The sequence below is a fragment of the Streptomyces sp. NBC_00996 genome (genome assembly GCF_045162675.1).
Classification (GTDB): domain Bacteria; phylum Actinomycetota; class Actinomycetes; order Streptomycetales; family Streptomycetaceae; genus Streptomyces.
On record NZ_CP108723.1, the window covers coordinates 5,023,713 to 5,045,679 of the forward strand.

Here is a 21,967-nt window from a genome sequence, read left to right on the forward strand (position 1 = left end):
CATGACCGATCCGAACGCCGCGTCGCGCCCCGTTCAAGCCGTTGTCCTGGCCGGCGGCCAGGGCTCCCGGCTGCGTCCTTACACCGACGACCGGCCCAAGCCGATGGTCGAGATCCCCGGCACCGGGACCCCGATCATCGGCCACCAGCTGACCTGGCTCGCCGAAGAGGGCGTGACCGATGTCGTCGTCTCCTGCGGCCACCTCGCCGAGGTCCTCCAGAAGTGGCTGGACTCGGCCGACCTGCCCGTCAACGTCACGACGGTCGTCGAGACGGAGCCCCTCGGCCGCGGCGGCGGCCTCAAGTACGCCGCCGCGCACCTCCCCCACCCCGACCAGCCGTGGTACGCGACGAACGGCGACATCTGGACCCGTTTCTCGCTGCGCGACATGGCGGACTTCCACACCGAGCGCGACGCGGCCGCGACCCTCGCCCTCGCCCGCCCCCGCATCCCGTGGGGCGCCGTCAAGACGGACGGCTTCGGCCGCGTGACGGACTTCATCGAGTCCCCGCCCACCACGTACGAGATCAACGCGGGCGTCTACGTCTTCTCCCCCGATTTCGCGGACATGCTCCCCGAGCGCGGCGACCACGAGCGCACCACGTTCCCCCGGCTGGCCCGCGAGCGCCGCCTGGCCGGCTTCCCGATTCCCCAGGGCGCGTACTGGCGCGCCATCGACACGGCGAAGGACCTGCGGGAAGCGGCTAGGGAGCTCGCGGCGCTGGGGCGCTGAGCGGCCTCGCGGGAGTGGGTGCGTTTCCGCGTCGTCCAGTGCGGTGCATCGGCGTGCTGCCGCGTCGCCCTCGTACTGGATGTCCTTGGGTGATGTGGCAGTGCGGCGAGGTGCCGGGCCGGGCGGCGTGGGGGCGTGCCTCACTTCCCTGAAGCCGCTCAGACGACGCTTCCGGTACGTCGAAGGGGTCCCGCACAACGACCGTGCGGGACCCCTTCGTCGTCGTATCAGCCGGTGGGCTGCTTCAGGATGCCGCCCACCGGCCCGCCTACCCCAACAGGCCACCCACCAGCCCCGGCTGCCCCGAAGAGCCGCCGCTGCCGGAGCCGCCACCCGAAGAGCCGCCCGTGGAGCCGCCGCTCGACGTGCCGCCGCTGGACGTCGGGCCCGCGGTGGTGCTCGGGGCCTGCTCCACCGGTGCGGACTGCTGGGGCGGGGCCTGGCCGCTGCCCTGGGTCTGGCTGGGACCGCTGCTGGCCGCGCCACCGGTCTCGCGGACCGCGCCGGGCGTGGTGGCCGCGCCCGACGGGGACGAGGTGCCGCCCCGGGTGGGCGCCTCGGAGGCCGACGGGGTGACCGTGTGGTGGCGCCTGCCGGGCGTCTCGGGGAGCGGTGAGCCGGGCAGTTCGTTGCGCGGGGCCTCGCCGGGTCCTGGAACGACGACCCGGTCGGCGTCGCGGACGGCGCCGCCGAGGAGCGAGCCGACGAGCAGCGTGAGGCCCACGACGACGGCCGAGACGAGCGTGCCGCGGCGCAGTACTCGGTACCGCAGCTCCCAGATGTCGGCGCGCGGCCCGAGCCTGCGCCAGGCCTCGCTCGCCAGGCGCCCGTCGACGGAGTAGACGGGGGCACCCGCGATGATCAGCGGCGACCAGGCGGCGAGGTAGATGATGTCCGGCGCGTCATACGCGGGCACGGTCTTCCAGCTGACGGTGACGATGAGCGCGGCCGACAGCAACGCGCCGACGACGGCGGCTACCCGCTGCCACAGGCCGAGCACCGTGAGGACGCCCACGATGACCTGGAAGAAGGCGATGACGAGCCCGGCACCGACGGGGTGATGGAGCGCGAACTGCCGCAGCGGCTCGGCGACTTCCCAGGGGTGCAGGGTGTTCAGCCACTTCACCATGGAGCCGCGTTTGCCGCCGTCGAAGTAGAGCGGGTCGCAGAGCTTGCCCATGCCGGCGTAGATGGAGATGAACCCGAGGAAGACGCGCAGCGGAAGCAGCACGACCCCGAGGTTCATGCGGCGGCCGGGGTAGTAGGCATGCCGGACAGGGTCCGCGCCGTGGCGCCTGCCGCGCGCCTCGCCTTCCTCTTCCTCGCCCTCCTCGAAGGCCTCCTCCTCGAACTCCCCGCCCCTGTAGGCCGGTTCGTCGTACGTGCTGCCCACCGTGCGCATGTGCGGCAGCAGGGGGGCCTGGCCGGTTTCGGGGGAACGGGTGCGCTGGCTGCCGACGAGGGGTGTCTCCACCGTCTCGACGGTCAGGTCCACGTCGTAGCCGTGCTCGTCGATGCGCGGGATGACCTGGGTCGCGCCGGCGTCGCCCATCGGGTCGACCGCACCGTGGCGCAGGCTGGTACTCCGTACGGCCTGCAGCAGCCGGTGGGCGCCCGTGTCGTCCGGCGCGGACTTCCCGCTCCAGACGACGGGGGCGCGGCGGCGGGCCGAACCGGCCGCGCCCGCTCTGCCCGCCGTACCGACCGCGGGGATCCGCGCGGTGTCGTCGGTGGAGCTCAAGTGCCGTGCGAGACGCGAGGATTGGTTCCGCTGCGCGGCGCCTAGCTGCACGCGGAAGCTCGCATGATTGACGATGACCTGCGCCGGATCGCTCGGCACCTTCACCATGCTCAGCGCGGGAGCGTCGTCGAATCCCGACGAGCGGTCCCCCGTGGGTGTGCGGGGTGTTCTGGTGTCCACACTCATCTAACCGAGTGACGTGTGCTTAGGACACTGCTTTGACCGCGTCGATCTGTCCGGACCGCGTCAAGGTCATCACGGTCGTCCGGATCGCCCCACGCGGGTGGCTCAGCACCCATCCGTTCAGCCGCACCGGGCCCACCCGGCGCGGCTGTTCAGGCGCTTCAGGCGCGGCGGCGGGCTGCCTCGTACAGCACAACTCCCGCTGCCACACCGGCGTTCAGCGACTCCGCGCCACCCGGCATCGGAATCCGCACCCGGAAGTCGCAGGTCTCGCCGACGAGCCGCGACAGCCCCTTGCCCTCGCTGCCGACGACGATGACGACGGGGCCGCCCAGGGCCTCCAGCTCGCCGAGTTCGACCTCACCGTCCGCGGCGAGACCGACCACCATGAGGCCCGCCTTCTTGTACGCCTGAAGGGCCCGCGTCAGGTTGGCCGCCCGGGCGACGGGCGTACGGGCCGCGGTGCCGGCGGACGTCTTCCAGGCGCCGGCGGTCATGCCCGCCGCGCGCCGCTCGGGCACGACGACACCGTGGCCGCCGAAGGCGGAGACGGACCGGACGACGGCACCGAGGTTGCGCGGGTCGGTCACACCGTCGAGGGCGACGATCAGCGGGTCCTGGCCCTCGTCGTACGCGGCGGCGGCGAGATCCTCCGGGTGCGCGTACTCGTACGGCGGGACCTGGAGGACGAGGCCCTGGTGGTTGAGCCCGTTGGTCATACGGTCGAGCTCGGGGCGCGGCGCCTCCATGAGGTGGATGCCACCACGCTCACCGACGAGCTGAAGAGCTTCCCGTACCCGCTCGTCGTTGTCGATGAACTGCTGCACGTAGAGCGTGACGGCCGGCACGCCCTCGCGCAGCGCCTCGACGACCGGGTTGCGCCCGACGACCATCTCGGACGTGCCCTTGCCGCCGCGGCCGCGCGGCGCGGGACGGCGCGCGGTCTGCTTGGCCTTGGCGGTGGCGATGCGGTTCTTCTTGTGCCCCTTGCGCATCTCGGCGGGCGGGGTCGGGCCCTTGCCTTCGAGGCCCCGGCGTCGCTGGCCGCCACTGCCGACCTGCGCGCCCTTCTTGCCGGACATGCGGCGGTTGTTAGCGGCCATGACCTACCTGTCTGTGTGAAGCGTGCGTACGTACGTATTTCGAGTGTCGTATATGAGTGTGCCGCCCGGAGAGCCGGGCGGCACAATCGATCAAGAAAAGCTCAGCGCGGCCCGAGCGTCCAGCGCGGCCCCTGCGGGCCGTCCTCGATCACGAGACCGGACTGGTTGAGCTGGTCCCGGATGGCGTCGGCGGTCGCCCAGTCCTTACGGCTGCGCGCCGCCTCACGCTGCTGGAGCACAAGGCGTACGAGGGTGTCGACGACGCCGTGCAGATCCTCGCCCCGGTCGCCCTCACCGGCCCAGTGCGGGTCGAGCGGGTCGAGCCCGAGGACGCCGAGCATGGCCCGTACCTCGGCGAGGCGGGCGACGGCGGCTTCCTTGTCGTCGGCGGCGAGGGCGGAGTTCCCCTGCCGCACGGTCGTGTGCACCACGGCGAGCGCCTGCGGCACACCCAGGTCGTCGTCCATGGCCTCGGCGAAGGCCGGCGGCACCTCGGGCGCGGGCTCGACGACTCCCCCGGCCTTCTCCACCACCCGCTGCACGAAGCCCTCGATCCGCGCGAACGCCGACTCGGCCTCGCGCAGGGCCTCTTCGCTGTACTCGATCATCGAGCGGTAGTGCGGCGTGCCGAGGTAGTACCGCAGCACGATCGGCCGCCACGTCTTGACCATCTCGCTCACGAGGACGGAGTTGCCCAGGGACTTGGACATCTTCTCGCCGCTCATGGTGACCCAGGCGTTGTGCACCCAGTACTTGGCGAACTCGTCGCCGAAGGCCTTGGCCTGCGCGATCTCGTTCTCGTGGTGCGGGAAGATCAGATCGAGCCCGCCACCGTGAATGTCGAAGGCGGAGCCCAGGTACTTGTGCGCCATGGCGGAGCACTCCAGGTGCCAGCCGGGGCGCCCGCGTCCCCACGGCGTCTCCCAACTCGGTTCCCCCGGCTTGGCGGCCTTCCACATCGCGAAGTCGCGCGGGTCCCGCTTGCCGGTCTCGCCCTCGCCGGACGGCTGGAGCAGGTTGTCCAGCTCCTGGTTGGACAGCCGGAGGTACTCGGGGAAGGACCGCACGTCGAAGTAGACGTTCCCGTCGGCCTCGTACGCGTGACCGCGCTCGATGAGACCGCGCATCATCTCGATCATCTCGGTGATGTGCCCGGTGGCGCGCGGCTCGTACGACGGCGGGAGGCACCCGAGCACGTCGTAACCGTCGTTGAACGCCCGCTCGTTCTCGTACCCGATCGCCCACCAAGGGCGGCTCTGGTCGGCCGACTTGGTGATGATCTTGTCGTCGATGTCCGTGACGTTCCTGATGAACGTCACGTCATAGCCGCGGTACTCGAACCAGCGGCGCATGATGTCGAAGTCGAGGCCCGAGCGGATGTGCCCGATGTGCGGTGCGGCCTGCACGGTGGCGCCACACAGGTAGATCGAGACACAACCCGGCACGAGCGGGGTGAAGTCACGGATCTGCCGGGCGCTGGTGTCGTACAGGCGAATAGTCACCACTCCAGGGTAGTGGCCCCCGGGCAGTGCCCCGCGACCCTCCACCGCAAGGGGCACGTATTCGTGACATACGGGGGCCGCCGCTGACGTCAAAGGCGTGTGCGACGGCCGGTGGGGCGAACAAACCCCCGCTCAGGTCGCCCGTGCCACCAGTGCCGTGGCCACCGCCATCAGCCCCTCGTCCCGCCCGGGGAAACCAAGACCGTCCGTCGTGGCACCGGAGACCGACACCGGCGCCCCCACCGCGTCCGACAGAATCTTCTGCGCCTCGTCCCGCCGCTTCCCGATCTTCGGACGCGGCCCGACGACCTGCACGGCGACATTGCCGATGACGAACCCCGCCGCCCGCACGATCCGCGCCGCCTCCGTCAGCAGCGTGACGCCCGAGGCACCGGACCACTCGGGCCGCCCGGTCCCGAAGTGGGCACCGAGGTCACCGAGCCCGGCAGCGGAGAACAGCGCATTGCACGCGGCATGCGCGACGACATCCGCGTCGGAGTGCCCCGCGAGCCCGGGCCCCTCCCCCTCCCACAGCAACCCGGCACACCACAGCTCCCGCCCGTCCTCGAAGGCGTGGATGTCGGTACCGATGCCGACCTGCGGAAGTACGGGCACATCAGGCCGCTCAGAACCCATCGTTCAGCCTCCGCCGCGCCAGAACGGCCTCCGCGAGTACGAGATCCAGCGGGCGCGTCACCTTGAACGCCTCCTCGTGCCCGGGCACCACGACCACCGGCAGCCCCAGCTGCTCGACCATGCTCGCGTCGTCGGTCACGTTGTCGGTGACGGTCTCGTGGGCGCGTACGAGCGTCTCGCGGTCGAACCCCTGCGGCGTCTGCACGGCGCGCAGCCGCGCCCGCTCGGGCGTGGCCACGACGCGCTCCGGCGCACCGGCGACGGCTGCGGGCTCGACCTCCTTGACGGTGTCGGCGAGGGGCAGCGCCGGAACGACGGCGGGGGCCCCCTCCCGTACGGCCTCGATGACACCGTCCACGGTGTCGACGGGCACGAGCGGCCGGGCCGCGTCGTGCACGAGAACGACGTCGATGCCGGGCGGCAGCGCGTCGAGTCCGTATTTCACGGACTCCTGGCGGCTGTCCCCGCCGGGGACGACCAGGAAGTCGGTGCGCTCGGGCAGCGCGTGCGCGTCGAGCAGCGTCTTCACCTCGGCCGCGCCGTCGGGCGGGGCCACGACGACGACCAGCGAGACGGCGCGGGACGCGGCCATCGCGCGGACCGCGTGAACGAGCATCGGGGTGCCGTTCAGCGAGCGGAGCGCCTTGGGGGCGCCGGGGCCGAGGCGCACGCCCCGGCCGGCGGCCGGAATCACGGCCGCCGTACGCGATCCCGAAGGCGAGGGGCGCGAATCGTCAGACATCGGTTCCTGTCAGGTTTGTGTGCTCGGCCGGGGTGGGTATGGCCTGGGGGTACCCCCTGCTCGGGGAGCTGGGGGAGTGCCGGGCGCGACGCCTTGACCGGGGACCCTTCCGTGACATCCGGTCGAGCCGAACCCGGGCCCGGTACGCCAGGTATTTGGATACACCGGTATACGTATACCGAGTGAACATCCAATATTCCGAGTGGGCGCGAGTACGAAGTGGGTACGAACATGCCGCAGCGCCCGGCGACAGCAATTGCGTCATCGGGCACCGCGGCATTTCATTGCGCAGCTGCGCGGGCTTGTGCGTACGTCAAGACGACTGCCGTCTCGGCGACTGTGTGCGCCGGGACGACGACCGCCTCGGCGACTGCCTGCGTCAGGACGCGAGAACCTCGTCGAGCAGGGCCTCGGCCTTGTCCTCGTTCGTGTTCTCCGCGAGGGCGAGCTCGCTCACCAGGATCTGGCGGGCCTTGGCGAGCATGCGCTTCTCACCGGCGGAGAGTCCACGCTCACGCTCACGACGCCACAGGTCACGCACGACTTCTGCGACCTTGATGACATCGCCGGAGGCGAGCTTCTCCAGATTTGCCTTGTAACGACGCGACCAGTTCGTGGGCTCCTCGGCGTACGGCGCGCGCAGCACCTCGAAGACCCGGTCCAGCCCGTCCTGACCGACCACATCACGCACGCCGACGAACTCCGCATTGTCCGCTGGCACACGCACCGTCAGGTCGCCCTGGGCGACCTTCAGCACCAAGTAGGTCTTGTCCACGCCTTTGATCTGGCGAGTTTCGATGGCCTCGATCAGCGCGGCCCCGTGATGGGGATAGACCACGGTGTCGCCAACCTTGAACGTCATGTGACAGGTACCCCTTCCGTGGCTATCCAGGGTAACACGGAAACGGCGTCTTCTGAATGGCGTTTTCGCAGGTCAGGGCATATCTCGGGGCTTGACAACCGCAACAGGAACGTGCTGCGAGGGGTGAGCGGAAGAGGGTATTCGCAGGTCGGAGCGGCTGTCCAAGGGAAGTGAAACGCGCACGTTACAGACAACGGAAGCCGCTGACCAGGGTCCGAACGTACCGGTTTGTCCTACTCCAAGAGCGAGACTTCCGCTACTCCGTTCGGTGACCGGAGTCGAGTACGAGACGAATCCGGAATTGATCACGGTCACCGATCTCGGACCGAAGATCGATTTTCTGCACCGCCACGCATTCCCTGCGTGAAATCCGCAAGCGGATGCCGGGGGTACTTATGTGAATGGCGGACCAGCACGTCGCCAAAGTAGTTCATGAAGCGGCGGCGAAGCACGCGCCGGACGGGGCGCACACCCGGCGCAACGATGCCCGTCGGCGCTCAGAGCCTGTGTCACATCCCCGGCCGGATCAGCGCATGTCGTCCGGTACTCGCGATCGCAAGGCGCCGGAGCGTCCGCACAGCGGACCAACCAGGGCGTTTCGGCAACGCGGCAGCGCGCGTGCCAGGCGGCGTGCACCCGGCCGGGGACGTGACACAGGCTCTTAGAGGCGGGTCGGGTGCGGCGGCACGGGAACGGCTCGGTAACCTAAGGCCGCTGACAGACCCTTAGGGCGGCTTTACAACGAAGTCGCCCTGCTTCGCCCACGTTCAAGGAGTTGCCGCCGCCGTGAGCAGCAGCCTTCGACGCGGCGCTCTCGCCGCCGCCGCCATCGTGTTCTCGATCGCCTCGCTCGCCGCGTGCGGTGCCGGCAACGACGCACAGACGCTGGAGGTCAAGCCGGACAACGCGGCGACCACCGTCGGCGACATCAAGATCCAGAACGCCCTGGTCATCACCCAGCCCGACCTGCAGTCGACCGGTCCGGCCGTGGTCTCCGCGACCCTCTTCAACAACGGGCGCACCGACGAGACCCTGGACTCGATCACCCTCACGAGCAGCGGCACGGCCGCCCAGCTCAAGCCGGCCAAGGGCACCGGCAAGCTCGTCGTCCCGGCCGGCGGCTCGCTCCTGATCGGCGGCGAGGGCAACGCCTCCGCCGTGCTGCCCAACGGTCACGAGGCCGTCCAGGACGGCAGCGTGCGCCAGGTCGCGTTCGCGTTCAGCAAGGCCGGCGACGTGAAGCTGAGCGCCTTCGTGGTCCCGGCCGAGAGCTACTTCTCCAAGTGGGGCCCGAGCAACATCCCGGCGGCGCCGGGGGCCTCCGCGACCGGGTCCGCGGGCACCAAGCCGTCCGAGTCGGCCTCGGGCTCCCCGTCCCAGTCCGTGTCGGGCACGCCCACGGACGCGGCGTCGTCGAGCGCGACGGCCACGGCGACCGCGTCGGCTTCCGGTCAGTAAGCGACGCCGCACACGACTAGGGCGGGAACCTTGGTTATCGGTTCCCGCCCTCGGCGGTTCTCAGCCTTTACGGCTCGAACTTTTGGTGCACCCTCAACGGGATTCCTGCTTCACGGCGTCGCGCCCAGGTTTCCCCGGGTCTTACCAAGGCTCCACAGGCGTTTAGCCTCTCCGTCCACCCGACGGCGAGGGTCACCTACCGTAGCAGTCCGGCGACTTAGGGTTCAAACTTGTAGCCGAGGCCTCGCACCGTCACCAGGTAGCGCGGCGCGCCCGGGTCCGGCTCGATCTTGGCGCGCAGGCGCTTGACGTGGACGTCGAGGGTCTTGGTGTCGCCGACGTAGTCGGCGCCCCACACCCGGTCGATGAGCTGCATGCGGGTCAGCACACGGCCCGCGTTGCGCAGCAGCATCTCCAGGAGGTCGAACTCCTTCAGGGGGAGGTCGACCTTGGAGCCGGAGACGGTGACCACGTGGCGGTCGACGTCCATGCGGACGGGCCCGGCCTCCAGAGCGGCCGGGGTGACCTCCTCCGGCTCCCCGCGGCGGCGCAGGACGGCCCGGATACGGGCGACCAGCTCGCGGGAGGAGAAGGGCTTGGTGACGTAGTCGTCGGCTCCTATTTCCAGCCCGACGACCTTGTCGATCTCGCTGTCCTTGGCGGTGACCATGATCACCGGGACGTTGGAGCGGCCGCGCAGCTGGCGGCACACCTCCGTACCGGGCAGCCCCGGCAGCATCAGGTCGAGGAGGACGAGGTCGGCGCCGTTGCGCTCGAACTCGTCGAGTCCGTCGGGCCCGGTGGTCGCGATGGCGACCTCGAAGCCCTCCTTGCGGAGCATGTACGACAGGGCGTCGGAGAAGGACTCCTCGTCCTCGACGACGAGCACACGGGTCACGGAAGGACCTCCGGAGCAGGAAGCGGTTCGTACGGGGATGAGACGGTGGTCGTCCCGTCGGGCTGCTCGGTCTCGTCCTCTTCGTCGAGTCCGGGCATGTGGTGTTCGTTCGCGCGGTCGCGGGCCGCGCCCGCCTCCGGCAGCCGCAGGGTGAAAGTGGAGCCCTGACCTTCGGAGCTCCATACCGTGACCTCCCCGGCGTGCGAGGCGGCCACGTGCTTGACGATCGCGAGGCCGAGGCCCGTACCGCCGGTCTGGCGGGAACGGGCCGGGTCGACGCGGTAGAAGCGCTCGAAGATGCGCTCCTTGTCCTTGTCCGAGATGCCGATGCCCTGGTCGGTCACGGCGATCTCGATGAGGTCTCCGCCGGGGGCGGTCACCCGGCGCGCGGCTATGCCCACGCGGGTGCGAGCCGGCGAGTAGTTGACGGCGTTCTCGACGAGGTTTCCGAGGGCGGCGGCCAGCTGGCCCCTGTTCCCCCAGATGCTCAGGTCGGCGGTGCCGCCCGCGGCCATGGTGATCTGCTTGGTGCCGGCCTGGTGGCGGCAGCGGTCGATCGCCTCGGCGACGAGTTCGTCGACCCGTACGGGCTCGGCGTCCTCGAGGGGGTCGTCGTTCTGGACCCGGGAGAGGTCGATGAGTTCCTGTACGAGGTTGGTGAGGCGGGTGGCCTCTATCTGCATACGTCCGGCGAAGCGCTCGACGGCCTCCGGGTCGTCCGAGGCGTCCATGACGGCCTCGGAGAGCAGGGAGAGCGCGCCGACGGGTGTCTTGAGCTCATGGCTGACGTTCGCGACGAAGTCGCGTCGTACGGCCTCGATGCGCCGCGCTTCCGTCAGGTCCTCCACGAGGAGCAGCACGAGCCGGGAGCCGAGCGGCGCCACGCGCGCCGAGACTGCGAGGGCTTCTCCCCTCCCCGTCCCCCTCCTCGGCAGATCCAGCTCCACCTGACGTATCTCCCCGTCCCGACGGGTGTCACGCGCCATCTGGAGCATCGGCTCGACGGCCAGCTTGCCGCCGCGCACCAGCCCGAGGGCGTACGCGGCCGAGCTGGCCTTGACCACGGCGTCCGCCTCGTCGAGCACGACGGCCGAGGACCGGAGCACGGACAGCACGGTGTCGACACCCGGCGGAAGCACCGGGTCCGTATGCAGTGAAGTGCGGGTCGGGCGTTTCTGGTCGCGCTCGCTCCAGCGGAACGCCAGCATGGCGATGACACCGGTGAGCACTCCGGCGATCGCTGCCGCTGCGGCGACCGCCGCGTTCACGTCCATGCATCCAGGTTAGGCATGTCGTCACCGCTGGCCACAGCCATCCGGGTGCGACCTCGAACACTCGTCGCCCAGAGTTCACCTAGGAGCTAGGGATGGTTCATTTGGGGTGACTGAAACGGACGCGTACGGGCCGGAACGTGGGAGCGTGGGGTTAACGGGCCTGTCCGGAGCTCATGTCCGGTGGTCATGTCCAGTGGCGCATGTCCCATGGTCATGGCGGGACCCGGCCCCCGGAACCCCCGAAGCTGACGTAAGAGAGGGACAACCTGATGCGGGACGCGTACCACGAGGAACTGGACTCGATCGGCGAGGGCCTGGTCGAGATGGCCCGGCTTGTCGGGTCGGCGATCGGACGCGCCACGACGGCCATCCTCGACGGCGACCTGAAGCTGGCCGAGAGCGTCATCGCGGCCGACCAGAAGGTCGACGATCTTCAGCACGAGCTGGAGGCCCGGGCGATAGCCCTGCTGGCCCGCCAGCAGCCGGTGGCGACGGATCTCCGTATCGTCGTCACCTCGCTGCGTATGTCCGCCGACCTGGAGCGCTCCGGCGACCTGGCTCAGCATGTCGCGAAGCTGGCCCGGCTGCGCTTCCCCGAGCGTGCGGTCCCGCACGACCTGCACGCCACGATTCTGGAGATGGGCCAACTTGCCCAGCGCCTGATGGCCAAGGCGGCCGAGGTCGTCATCACCAAGGACGTCGACCTCGCCCTCCAGCTGGAGCAGGATGACGACGAGATGGACCTGCTGCACCGCACGCTCTTCCAGCACCTGCTGGACGACCGCTGGAAGCACGGCATCGAGACGGCCGTCGACGTCACCCTGCTCGGCCGCTACTACGAGCGCTTCGCCGACCACGCGGTGGCGGTCGCCAAGCGGGTCGTGTTCCTGGTGACGGGCGAGCACGCGGACGATCTGCAGCCGGACATCCAGCCGGTGACGGGGGTGGAGGGGGCCTGACCTCCGCCCCCGGGGGCGCGTGGAAGCCTCAGTGCGCCGAGTGTGCGCCGTTGATGCGCCTGCCTCAGTGGGCATCAAATGGGCGACAGGAGCTGTGCGGCGCAGTGTGCCTCGCACACCTTCGTGCCTGAAGGAGGGACCCATGACCGAATCCCCCAGCACGCCCGACCCGACGCAGGACCGTGACACCGAGCAGCCCGCCGACATCAAAAGCCTCCCCTTGTTCGGCGCCTGCGGCTGCGGCTCCGGCTGCGGGTGCGGCTGCCAGTCCGGCAATCCTTGCCAGTGCGGCTGACGGCATAGGCGCATACAGAAGGGCTCCGCCGTCATCACGGCGGGGCCCTTCTGCATGCCCTTGAATGTGCCCTTCTACCTCCCGGCGACTTGCGCCACGAAAGGGCGGGCATCACGGCCGACCAGCTGATGCGGGCGCACAAGTGGTGGCCTGGCGATCTGTGCGCGCGTCAGGGGCGGAGGTGCTCGAGGGTGAACTCGGGCAAGGCGTAGGGGCCGGCCTGGGGTGCGGCCGGGTCGGCCGGGAGGTCTGCCCCAGGGATGTCTCCGGCGTGGAGTTCGGCGTCGTCGACGGGGGCGTAGTCGAGCAGCGTCGGTTCGGGGAGCTCCCAGAAGCGGCGGGTGTTGGCGGAGACGGCATATGCCGTGGCGAAGCGGGTGGAGGGCGGAGCGGTCAGCGCGGCCCGGATGTAGCCGACGGCGTCGCGCGGGCTCAACCACGTCGCCAGATGCCGTGGTTCGGAGGGCGCACGCTCGAAGCTGCCGATCCGCAGGCAGATCACGGACAGCCCGAACTTGTCGGAGTACAACCGCCCGAGGGCGCCTGAGAGAACATCGAGGCCCTCGCCGAGTACCTGGGCCACTCGGACCCGGGTCTGACGCTCCGTGTGTACACGCACCTCATGCCGTCCAGCCAGGAGCGCACCCGCAAGGGAGTGGCTGCCGTCTTCGGAGATGCGACATCCGGAGGCTGAGATGGCCAGGGACGCCCTACGCTCCTGGTCGGAACGGGAGGGGAGCAAGGATGGAAGTCGAGTACGTCACCTTGGTCTGTGATGACGCGCCCAACGACGTGGTGCTCGTCGACCCGGGCACCCGTGTCCTTGACGTCGCCCAGGTCGTGCGTGGGTTGACTGGACTGAGCCTCTGGCGCAGCAAGGTTCTGGTGGATCAAGCACCCGTCTTGATCCTCGACGGCCTTCCCGAGGAGACCGCCGAGATCGCGGTCACGGCACTGCGCGGAGCTGGAGCTCTGGCTGAGGTACGGCAACAACCGGGACCCCACTCCTCCGGCCCTGCCGCCTGACGGCCCGGTCAAGCACCTCACGACCCAGAGACGGCCCCAGCACAGCAACAAGCCCCCTACCCGCGGAGAACCCGCAGACAGGGGGCTTGTTGGCGTCGTCTTACTTCTTCTTGCCCTGGTTCTTGACCGCCTCGATGGCGGCCGCCGCGGCCTCCGGGTCGAGGTAGGTGCCGCCCGGGTTGAGGGGCTTGAAGTCGGCGTCGAGCTCGTAGGAGAGGGGGATGCCGGTGGGGATGTTCAGGCCCGCGATGTCGGCGTCGGAGATGCCGTCGAGGTGCTTGACCAGGGCGCGCAGCGAGTTGCCGTGGGCCGCGACCAGGACCGTGCGGCCGGCGAGGAGGCCGGGGACGATGCCGTCGTACCAGTACGGAAGCATGCGGACGACGACGTCCTTCAGGCACTCCGTGCGGGGGCGCAGCTCCGGCGGGATGGAGGCGTAGCGCGGGTCGTCCGACTGGGAGAACTCGGAGCCGTCCTCGATCGGGGGCGGCGGGGTGTCGTAGGAGCGGCGCCACAGCATGAACTGCTCCTCGCCGAACTCGGCGAGCGTCTGCGCCTTGTCCTTGCCCTGCAGGGCACCGTAGTGCCGCTCGTTCAGGCGCCAGGAGCGGTGGACCGGGATCCAGTGGCGGTCGGCGGCCTCGAGGGCGAGCTGCGCGGTGCGGATCGCGCGCTTCTGGAGCGAGGTGTGGACCACGTCGGGCAACAGGCCGGCGTCCTTGAGCAGCTCACCGCCGCGGACTGCCTCCTTCTCGCCCTTCTCGTTGAGATTGACGTCCACCCAACCGGTGAACAGGTTCTTCGCGTTCCATTCGCTCTCGCCGTGGCGGAGGAGGATCAGCTTGTACGGTGCGTCGGCCATATGTCCGAGCGTAATGGAAGCCTTCGTCCCGCCGCTCGCCTGCCCGCAAGCCGGACACTCGCCCCCCTGGAAGCCCGTCGGTTGACGGCTTCTGTTAATTGAGTGGCTCCCCGGCCTCTCCGGCTCGTAAGTTGTGCTCACCGCCTGAGCCACTTACACCCGTCAGGCCGCAAGACACCCGTGGGGGACCAGCCATGCCACTCGCCGTCATGAGACGCGCCGCCCGAGAGACCGTCTCGGGGCTCCCCCGCGAGTTCTGGTGGCTGTGGACCAGCACCCTGGTCAACCGACTTGGGGTGTTTGTCGCTACTTTCATGGCTTTGTACCTGACGCTCGACCGCGGGTACTCCGCCTCGTACGCCGGCCTGGTGGCGTCCTTGCACGGGCTCGGCGGTGTCGTCTCCTCGCTCGGCGCCGGTGTGATGACCGACCGGCTCGGACGGCGGCCCACCCTGCTCATCGCGCAGTTGTCGACGGCCGCCTCGGTCGCGCTGCTCGGCTTCATGCACCACCCGGTGGCGATCGCCGCGGTCGCCTTCCTGGTGGGTATGGCTTCGAACGCCTCGCGGCCCGCCGTGCAGGCGATGATGGCCGACATCGTCCGGCCCGAGGATCGCGTCCGCGCCTTCTCCCTCAACTACTGGGCCATCAACCTCGGCTTCGCCGTCTCCTCCATGGCAGCCGGTTTCATCGCCGAGTTCAGCTACCTCGCCGGATTCCTCATCGAGGCCGGCATGACCCTCGTCTGCGCGCTCGTCGTCTTCGCGAAGCTGCCCGAGTCCAGGCCGTCCCTCACGGCCAAGGCCGCCTCCGAACCCGCCGTCGGCCTCGGCACCGTCCTGCGCGACGGCCGCTTCATGAGCGTCGTCGGGCTGTCCTTCCTGGTCGCCCTCGTCTTCCAGCAAGGCTCCGTCGGACTCCCGGTCGCGATGGGCGAGGCAGGCTTCACCCCGGCCGACTACGGCATGGCGATCGCCGTCAACGGCGTCCTGATCGTCGCGCTCCAGATCCCGGTCACCCGTTTCATCGAGCACCGGGACGCGCGACGACTGCTGGTCGTCTCGTCGCTGCTCGCCGGATACGGCTTCGGGCTCACCGCCTTCGCCGGCTCGGTCGGCGTCTTCGCCCTCACCGTCTGCGTGTGGACCCTGGCCGAGATCGTCAACGCGCCGACCCAGACGGGTCTGGTGGTCCGCCTCTCCCCCGTGCACGGCCGCGGCCGCTATCAGGGCATGTACACCCTGTCCTGGTCACTCGCCGCACTCATCGCGCCTCTGATGTCCGGCCTGGTCATCGACCGGTTCGGCGCGGAGTGGCTGTGGGGGCTGTGCGCGGTGGTCGGCACTGCGGCGGGCCTCGGCTACGGCATGCTGATGCGACGGCTTCCGGCGGAGGAGCCGACGCCGCCGGCCGCGCCGGCCACCGCCATCGTCTCCACCCCCGCCCCCGCCTCCGCGCAGACCGAGGTCGGCAGCGCCACCCCCTAGGGATGCATCCGGGCCCCCTTCAGCACCTTGTCCACCGCGTTCCGCGGCCCGTACACCGCGAGCCCGACCAGATCCAGCTCTCCCGTCGGCACGGCCTGTACGGCCGCCCGGTTGTCACGGTCGTTGCCCGTGGCGAACAGATCGGACGTGAAGACCGCGCGCGGCAGCGCCCTGGACAGCGCGCGGCCGTACGCGGCGGTCAAGGTCTCCTTCGCGCCCTCGAAGATCAGCACGGGCTGGCGGAACATCGGCAGATACGGGGTGCCGTCGGCATCCTCGTACGGCTCGCCGATCACCTCGGGAAGGACCGTCCCGAGCCCGCTGACCAGAAAAGCGGTCACATTGAGTCGCTGCCAGGGCTCCAGGTCGTCCCGCAGCAGGACGGCGATCTTGGTGTCGAAGCGGACGGGTTCAGGGGTCGAGGTGTTCATGCGTCGAGACTCTCGAACGCCGTACGACGTCGTCTTGTACGTTCTTTGCATGGCCCCTCAGGCCCATCAGGCCGCTCAGCGGGAGATCACCGCGTGGCGCCCGCGCGTTCCGGGTGTCGTGGAGGTCTTCCACGCCCACTACACCGAGTACGCGTACCCCATGCACGTGCACGAGGCGTGGACGCTGCTGATCGTCGACGACGGCGCCGTGCGGTACGACCTCGACCGGCATGAGCACGGCACTCCGCACGACACGGTGTCGCTGCTTCCGCCGTACGTCCCGCACAACGGGTCGCCGGTCACCGAGCACGGCTTTCGCAAGCGGGTCCTGTATCTCGACCTGAGCCGGCTCGACGAGAGTCTCATCGGACCCGCGGTGGACGGTCCCGACCTGGTGGATCCCGTACTGCGGCGCCGCGTCGGGCAGTTGCACACGGTGCTCGCGCATCCCGGGGACGAGCTGGAGGCCGAGAGCAGGCTGACCCTGATCGCCGAGCGGCTGCGGGGGCACCTGCGGCCGCGGCTCGTCGAGGAGACGCGGGCCGACCGCCCGCTCGCCCATCGCCTGCGCGAACTCCTCGACGAGCGCCTCGTCCAGGGCATCGCCCTCGACGAGGCGGCGGCGCTCGTGCACGCCCACCCCGCCCACCTGGTACGGGCGTTCAGCGGCGCGTACGGCATCGCACCGCACCAGTACCTGATGTCCCGCCGCGTCGACCGCGCCCGCCGGCTCCTCCTGGAGGGCGGAAAACCGGCCGAGGTGGCGACCGCGACCGGCTTCTACGACCAGTCCCATCTGACGCGCCACTTCAGGCGGTTGGTGGGGGTCTCCCCCGGTCGCTACCGCTCCAGCTCGCGCTGAGCGTCGTACAGATTGCGCGGGCGTACGACGTCCGTGCTCCCGTACAGCTCCAGGCGGGAGTGCAGGTCTCCGGTGAAGTCGGGTACGTCGATCTGGTCGAACTCCGTCACCTCGTCGATGCCGACGGTGGCGGAGTGGGGCGCGAGGCCGTCGATCTTCATCAGGCCCGCGCGGCCGTTGGTCACCCGGATGTTCCAGTGTGTGAAGCGGGCGCCGAAGAGGGGGCCCGCACTGGCGTCGCCGCCGTGACGGCCGTTGTTGTCGACGGTGATGTCCGTGCGGACGTTGGCGAAGGGCAGCCCGCGATGGGAGTCGAACGTGCCCATCCGCATGTCGCCGCGCGACCAGACGTTGTAGGAGGACAGACCCTCGACGTTGATGCCGTGGAGTTGGGTTCCGGCGGGGGCCGGCACCGTGCGCTGCTCGATCGTGAAGTCCTCGACGAGGTTGTCGTGCGAGCCCTCGCGGCAGAAGTACGGGTGGTGCGAGCCGCGGCCCGCGACCGTCGTACGGCGCAGGGTGCAGGCGGAGGCCGCGACGAGACCGAATCCGTTGTCCACATGGCGTACGACGATGTCGTCGGCCCAGCAGTCGTACGCGCACTGGAACACGACCCCGTTGTAGCCCTTGTCCAGGAGGTGCGGGGACTGCGGCGTCTCGACCGCTTCCAGGGTGAGTCCCTCGACCCCCGAGCCGGTCAACTCCCGTACGTGGGTGGTCAGGCGCGGGTCCCATTCGGGGCGTATGTCGAGCGGGAGCGGGCGTTCGAGGGTGACCTTGCGGCCGTGGACGTGCGCGATGCGGACGGGCCACTCGTAGGGGACGTACGACGTCAGTTTCGTCTTGTCGTCCCAGTAGTACGCCTCGGGGCCCGGACCGCCGCCCGCCATGTGCTCCAGGAGCGTGTGGTCGGCGTCGTCGGCGAGGCGGAGGAGGACGAGCGCGCCGGGCCGCAGCCTCTCGGCGTCCGCGACGGTCACCGTCCAGGAGCCCTGACGCGCGGGCGCGAGAGTCGTCAGCGTCTCCCACTCGTCGCGCTTGTTGCCGGTCCAGCCCTCGAAGGGCCAGGCCTTGGCCTTGATGGCGGTCGTCAGCGTCGCGAAACGGTCCGCCGGGCAGAGCCAGACGAGCCCGCCCGCCCAGGACCAGGACGACTTGTCGCCGCCGTAACGGGATCCGTAGACGCCGATCAGCTCGGTGAGGTTCTTGGTCGCGTACAGCTTCGTGCGCTCGCTGCCGGCGCCGCGCAGGACGACGTTCGAGTGCCCGATGCGGATCAGGTCGTCGATGCGGAAGGTGCCGGGTGGGATGAGAACCGTGCCACCGCCGGCCCTCCCGGCAGCAGCGATGGCACGGTTGATCGCGGGGGCACAGTCCGTTGTGCCGTCGTCCGCCACGGCTCCGTAGTCGCGTACGTCGGCCACGACGGGGCGGCGGGGGAAGCGCGCCGCCCCGCCATCGCGGCCGGACCTGCCGATGTACGGGATCTGCGGGTGGGTGAAGGGGGTGCGGGTGAACTCGTGCCAGAGGGCCGGGACTTGACCCTGTTGTGCCGCTTGCGCGGCTTCTGCGGCTTGTGCGGGTGATGCGGCGGCCGTCGCCGTTCCGCCGGTCACGGCGACGGCCGCCACGGCTGTGGCGCTGCCGAGCAGGCGCCGTCTGGTGATGCCCCTATGCGCGTTGCCCATCCCCGTACCCCTGCCCGTGCTCATACCCGTCCGCCTTCCATCGTTTCCATGGATGTGAACGACGTTCAGATCTGCGTCGGCGGTGAGCATGCCACGGGTGCCGCAGGCAGGGAAGGGGTCGCGCAGCGGCTAATTAGTGACTGAGGGCGGTCAGTTGGCGGGACGCTGAGTCAGGTGAGTGAACGCGTCCAGATTGCGGGTCGACTCACCGCGGGACACCCGCCAGGCGTACTCCTTGCGGATCGCGGAGGCGAAGCCGAGCTCGAGGAGGGTGTTGAAAGAGCCGTCGGCGGCTTCGAGGACCGAGCCGAGGAGGCGGTCGATCTCGTCCGGCGCGACCGCGGCCAGCGGCAGCTTGCCGACCAGATAGACGTCCCCGAGGGAGTCGACCGCGTAACTGACCCCGTAGAGCTTGAGATTGCGCTCCAGAAGCCAGCGGTGGACCGCTTCCTGGTTCTCGTCCGGGTGCCGGACCACGAACGCGTTCAGCGACAGCGAGTGCCTGCCGACGATCAGTGAGACGGTCGTCGACAGCTTCCGGGTGCCGGGGAGCTTCACCACGTAGTTGCCGGGCTCAGGGCTTTCCCATTCGAGTTCGGCGTCCTTGAGGACCCCTTCGATGACCTGTGCCGCCTGCTGTACGTCAGCCATGGTGGGAGCGTACGCGACGCCGGTGGGCCTGCATCGCTGCCGTGTACACGTCCGCCGTCACCGCGGCCGCGGTGTCCCACCCGAAGTGCTCCGCATGGCACGCCGCGGCGGCGCCCATCCGGACGGACAGCCGCGCGTCGTCCGCGAAATCACGCAGCACGCGCGCGTAGTCGACGGGATCGTGCCCGGGGACGAGGAAGCCGGTCTCCTGGTGGCGGACCGCCACCGGCAGCCCGCCCACCTCGGCCGCGAGCACCGGCGTACCCGCCGCCTGCGCCTCGATGGCCACCAGCCCGAAGGACTCGCTGTACGAGGGCATGACCAGCACCGACGCCGCCCGGAACCAGTCCGCGAGCTGCTCCTGCCCGACGGGCGGCCGGAAGCGCACGACGTCGGCGATGCCGAGCCGCGCGGCGAGCTTCTGCAGCCCCTCGGGCTTGGCAAGACCGCTGCCGCTGGGACCGCCCACTACGGGGACGACGATGTTGCCGCGCAGCTCGGGACGCTCGTCGAGCAGGACGGCGACGGCGCGCAGCAGCACGTCGGGCGCCTTCAGGGGCTGTATGCGGCCCGCGAAGAGGGGGATCAGGGCGTGCTGCGGGAGCCCGAGGCGGGCGCGGGCGGCGGCGCGGCCGTCGGCCGGGCGGAAGCGGTCCAGGTTCACGCCCGGGTGGACGACAGCGACCTTGCCGGGGTCGGCCTCGTAGTGTCGTACGAGTTCGTCGGCCTCCTCCGCGGTGTTCGCGATGAGGCGGTCGGCGGCGCGCACGATCTGGGTCTCGCCGATGACGCGAGCGGCGGGCTCGGGAGTGTCGCCCTCCGCGAGCGCGGCGTTCTTGACCTTGGCCATGGTGTGCATCGCGTGCACCAGAGGCGCGCCCCAGCGCTCGGCGGCGAGCCAGCCGACGTGGCCGGAGAGCCAGTAGTGCGAGTGCACGAGGTCGTAGTAACCGGGGCGGTGGCCGGCCCAGGCCTGCATGACGCCGTGCGTGAAGGCGCACAGCTGGGCGGGCAGGTCTTCCTTGGCGAGGCCCTCGTAGGGGCCCGCGTCGACGTGCCGGACGAGGACGCCGGGGGCGAGCTCGACGGTCGGCGCCAGGGCGGCCGTGGTGGCCCGGGTGAAGATCTCGACCTCGATGTTGATCGCGGCGAGGCGCTGGGCGAGCTCCACGATGTAGACGTTCATCCCGCCCGCGTCGCCCGTGCCGGGCTGGTGCAGCGGTGAGGTGTGCACGGAGAGCATCGCCACGCGACGGGGCCTGCGGTGCAGCCTGAGCCGTGCGGACGCCGCCGGGGAGCGTCGCCCGAGCCTGCTGACGTACTGGCTCACGTGGCGTTCCTCCTCGCTGCGGGCATGCCGGTCGCAGGACGCACGCGCCCTCCGAGAGCAGGAACGCCGGAGGGCGCTGCTCCATTTCCTCTTTGCCGAATCATTACCGGCTGTCGCTCAACCGTTCGAGAATGGGGGGCGCGGGGCCGTGCGGTGCGGCGTGGATGTGTTTTCGCCCCCTCCCCCCTGCCCGTCCCGACCCAGCCTTTCGGCTGCGGGTGGGTGGGAGCTGTTCGCGCAGCTCCCCGCGCCCCTATTTCAGGGGAGCGGGGAGCTGCTTCAGGGACGCGGGGAACTGCGCGAACGGGGCCTGGGGCAGAGCCCCGGGGATGGGACGGCCAAGGGGCGGAGGGGGCGGAAATCCCCCGGCCTCGGCACCGGCGCAGGGGTGCCCCCGAACGGGCGCATACCCTCGTACGTATGACAGCCCGCGCAGCTTCCCGCCCCGTGGGAACCGTGACACGCGGGACCACCAACCCCAACCGCCTCCGCCGCATGGACCGCTGGATCGCAGCGACGCACGGCGCCGAACTACGCCACGCCGCCACCCCCGTGGCGGTCGACCTCGGCTACGGCGCGGCCCCCTGGACGGCGGTGGAACTGCTGACACGGCTGCGCACCACCGCCCCCCGCACCCACGTGGTCGGCGTCGAGATCGACCCGGCCCGAGTCGCCGCCGCCCGCCCGTACGAGCGCGACGGTCTCGCCTTCCGGCACGGCGGCTTCGAGGTGCCGGTACAGGGCAGCCCCGCCCTCATCCGCGCGGCCAACGTGCTGCGCCAGTACGACGAGGACCAGGTCACCGAGGTCTGGCAGCGCCTGTGCGCACGCCTCGCGCCGGCGGGCCGGGGCTCCCGGGGCGGCCTGCTCGTCGAAGGCACCTGCGACGAGATCGGCCGCCGGCACGTATGGGTCGCCCTCGGCCCGGAGGGCCCCCGCACGGTCACCTTCGCCACCCGCCTCGGCTCCCTGGACCGCCCGTCCGACCTCGCCGAACGCCTTCCGAAGGCTCTCATCCACCGCAATGTCCCGGGTGAGCCGGTGCACGCCTTCCTGCGCGACTTCGACCGCGCCTGGGCCGCCGCCGCGCCCTACGCCTCGTACGGCGCCCGGCAACGCTGGATCCGGACGGTCCGTGAGCTGACCGCCGACTGGCCGGTCACGGACGGTGTGACGCGCTGGCGGCAGGGCGAAGTCACGGTGCGCTGGGAGGCGTTGGCGCCGTGCGCGTGATCGCGGATCGA

22 protein-coding genes and 1 pseudogene are annotated in these 21,967 nt (G+C 70.3%); 9 read left to right on the forward strand and 14 right to left on the reverse strand.

What is annotated here, in order from left to right; genetic code table 11:
• Window position 1 precedes the first annotated feature (1 nt).
• Window positions 2–733, forward strand: a complete 732-nt coding sequence (locus tag OG390_RS23610; protein ID WP_406170818.1) for an NDP-sugar synthase — start codon at window positions 2–4, stop codon at window positions 731–733.
• Between the two features lie 268 nt (window positions 734–1,001).
• Here OG390_RS23610 and OG390_RS23615 read toward each other — a convergent pair whose 3' ends face one another.
• The 6 genes from OG390_RS23615 to OG390_RS23640 all read right to left on the reverse strand — a co-directional run bounded on the left by OG390_RS23615 (window position 1,002) and on the right by OG390_RS23640 (window position 7,502).
• On the reverse strand, window positions 1,002–2,660 hold the full coding sequence (locus OG390_RS23615) for a DoxX family membrane protein (RefSeq protein ID WP_406170820.1): 1,659 nt from the start codon (window positions 2,658–2,660) through the stop codon (window positions 1,002–1,004).
• 158 nt (window positions 2,661–2,818) lie between these two features.
• Window positions 2,819–3,760 (reverse strand): 23S rRNA (guanosine(2251)-2'-O)-methyltransferase RlmB, encoded by a 942-nt coding sequence (gene rlmB / locus OG390_RS23620; RefSeq protein WP_399085993.1) that lies wholly within the window; start codon window positions 3,758–3,760, stop codon window positions 2,819–2,821.
• 101 nt (window positions 3,761–3,861) lie between these two features.
• Complete coding sequence (cysS, locus tag OG390_RS23625) at window positions 3,862–5,262, reverse strand: cysteine--tRNA ligase (RefSeq protein WP_406170822.1); 1,401 nt, start codon at window positions 5,260–5,262, stop codon at window positions 3,862–3,864.
• A 132-nt stretch (window positions 5,263–5,394) separates the two neighbouring features.
• Complete coding sequence (ispF, locus tag OG390_RS23630) at window positions 5,395–5,898, reverse strand: 2-C-methyl-D-erythritol 2,4-cyclodiphosphate synthase (RefSeq protein ID WP_406170824.1); 504 nt, start codon at window positions 5,896–5,898, stop codon at window positions 5,395–5,397.
• Window positions 5,888–6,640, reverse strand: a complete 753-nt coding sequence (gene ispD / locus OG390_RS23635) for a 2-C-methyl-D-erythritol 4-phosphate cytidylyltransferase (RefSeq protein ID WP_406170825.1) — start codon at window positions 6,638–6,640, stop codon at window positions 5,888–5,890. The genes ispF and ispD overlap by 11 nt, the downstream gene beginning before the upstream one ends.
• Before the next feature lie 379 nt (window positions 6,641–7,019).
• On the reverse strand, window positions 7,020–7,502 hold the full coding sequence (locus tag OG390_RS23640) for a CarD family transcriptional regulator (protein WP_003953493.1): 483 nt from the start codon (window positions 7,500–7,502) through the stop codon (window positions 7,020–7,022).
• A gap of 786 nt (window positions 7,503–8,288) precedes the next feature.
• Here OG390_RS23640 and OG390_RS23645 point away from each other — a divergent pair.
• Complete coding sequence (locus OG390_RS23645; protein WP_406170827.1) at window positions 8,289–8,960, forward strand: DUF461 domain-containing protein; 672 nt, start codon at window positions 8,289–8,291, stop codon at window positions 8,958–8,960.
• A gap of 217 nt (window positions 8,961–9,177) precedes the next feature.
• Here the strand turns inward: OG390_RS23645 and OG390_RS23650 are convergent, their stop codons facing one another.
• Complete coding sequence (locus OG390_RS23650; RefSeq protein WP_009340348.1) at window positions 9,178–9,858, reverse strand: response regulator transcription factor; 681 nt, start codon at window positions 9,856–9,858, stop codon at window positions 9,178–9,180.
• The gene (locus OG390_RS23655; protein WP_399086008.1) at window positions 9,855–11,132 is read right to left on the reverse strand and encodes a sensor histidine kinase; all 1,278 of its coding nucleotides are present in this window, start codon (window positions 11,130–11,132) and stop codon (window positions 9,855–9,857) included. The genes OG390_RS23650 and OG390_RS23655 overlap by 4 nt, the downstream gene beginning before the upstream one ends.
• Window positions 11,133–11,401: 269 nt before the next feature.
• On the opposite strand from OG390_RS23655, the gene phoU reads away from it, so the two are divergent.
• Together phoU and OG390_RS23665 are read left to right on the forward strand one after the other, a co-directional pair.
• On the forward strand, window positions 11,402–12,091 hold the full coding sequence (gene phoU / locus OG390_RS23660; RefSeq protein ID WP_399086011.1) for a phosphate signaling complex protein PhoU: 690 nt from the start codon (window positions 11,402–11,404) through the stop codon (window positions 12,089–12,091).
• Between the two features lie 142 nt (window positions 12,092–12,233).
• A complete protein-coding gene (locus OG390_RS23665; RefSeq protein WP_399086014.1) occupies window positions 12,234–12,386 on the forward strand; it encodes a hypothetical protein in 153 nt (50 codons plus the stop codon).
• Between the two features lie 169 nt (window positions 12,387–12,555).
• Here the strand turns inward: OG390_RS23665 and OG390_RS23670 are convergent, their stop codons facing one another.
• Complete coding sequence (locus OG390_RS23670; protein ID WP_406170830.1) at window positions 12,556–13,005, reverse strand: hypothetical protein; 450 nt, start codon at window positions 13,003–13,005, stop codon at window positions 12,556–12,558.
• Between OG390_RS23670 and OG390_RS23675 the strand changes: the two are divergent.
• Window positions 12,934–13,080 (forward strand): annotated as a pseudogene (locus OG390_RS23675) (site-specific integrase); the annotation flags it as partial. The gene OG390_RS23670 and the pseudogene OG390_RS23675 overlap by 72 nt on opposite strands.
• Before the next feature lie 50 nt (window positions 13,081–13,130).
• Entirely contained in the window at window positions 13,131–13,412 is a 282-nt protein-coding gene (locus tag OG390_RS23680; protein ID WP_406170832.1) for a ribosomal protein L7/L12, read from the forward strand.
• A 100-nt stretch (window positions 13,413–13,512) separates the two neighbouring features.
• Here OG390_RS23680 and OG390_RS23685 read toward each other — a convergent pair whose 3' ends face one another.
• Window positions 13,513–14,274, reverse strand: a complete 762-nt coding sequence (locus OG390_RS23685) for a phosphoglyceromutase (RefSeq protein WP_406170834.1) — start codon at window positions 14,272–14,274, stop codon at window positions 13,513–13,515.
• Window positions 14,275–14,468: 194 nt separating this feature from the next.
• Here OG390_RS23685 and OG390_RS23690 point away from each other — a divergent pair, with 194 nt between their 5' ends.
• Window positions 14,469–15,761, forward strand: coding sequence for an MDR family MFS transporter (locus OG390_RS23690; protein WP_406170836.1), 1,293 nt, complete (start codon window positions 14,469–14,471; stop codon window positions 15,759–15,761).
• On the opposite strand, the gene OG390_RS23695 is transcribed toward OG390_RS23690, so the two are convergent.
• On the reverse strand, window positions 15,758–16,192 hold the full coding sequence (locus tag OG390_RS23695; protein ID WP_406170838.1) for a DUF2000 family protein: 435 nt from the start codon (window positions 16,190–16,192) through the stop codon (window positions 15,758–15,760). The two genes, OG390_RS23690 and OG390_RS23695, sit on opposite strands and share 4 nt — an antisense overlap.
• A 49-nt stretch (window positions 16,193–16,241) precedes the next feature.
• Between OG390_RS23695 and OG390_RS23700 the strand changes: the two genes are divergently transcribed.
• Entirely contained in the window at window positions 16,242–17,054 is an 813-nt protein-coding gene (locus tag OG390_RS23700) for an AraC family transcriptional regulator (protein ID WP_406170840.1), read from the forward strand.
• Here the strand turns inward: OG390_RS23700 and OG390_RS23705 are convergent.
• The 3 genes from OG390_RS23705 to mshA form a co-directional block, all read right to left on the reverse strand.
• On the reverse strand, window positions 17,033–18,766 hold the full coding sequence (locus OG390_RS23705; protein WP_406170841.1) for a glycosyl hydrolase family 28-related protein: 1,734 nt from the start codon (window positions 18,764–18,766) through the stop codon (window positions 17,033–17,035). The genes OG390_RS23700 and OG390_RS23705 overlap by 22 nt on opposite strands.
• Window positions 18,767–18,892: 126 nt before the next feature.
• Entirely contained in the window at window positions 18,893–19,393 is a 501-nt protein-coding gene (locus OG390_RS23710) for a YbjN domain-containing protein (protein WP_406170843.1), read from the reverse strand.
• Window positions 19,386–20,723, reverse strand: coding sequence for a D-inositol-3-phosphate glycosyltransferase (gene mshA, locus OG390_RS23715; RefSeq protein WP_406170845.1), 1,338 nt, complete (start codon window positions 20,721–20,723; stop codon window positions 19,386–19,388). The genes OG390_RS23710 and mshA overlap by 8 nt, the downstream gene beginning before the upstream one ends.
• A gap of 420 nt (window positions 20,724–21,143) precedes the next feature.
• Between mshA and OG390_RS23720 the strand changes: the two genes are divergently transcribed.
• Window positions 21,144–21,956, forward strand: a complete 813-nt coding sequence (locus OG390_RS23720; protein WP_406170847.1) for a class I SAM-dependent methyltransferase — start codon at window positions 21,144–21,146, stop codon at window positions 21,954–21,956.
• Window positions 21,957–21,967: the final 11 nt, after the last annotated feature.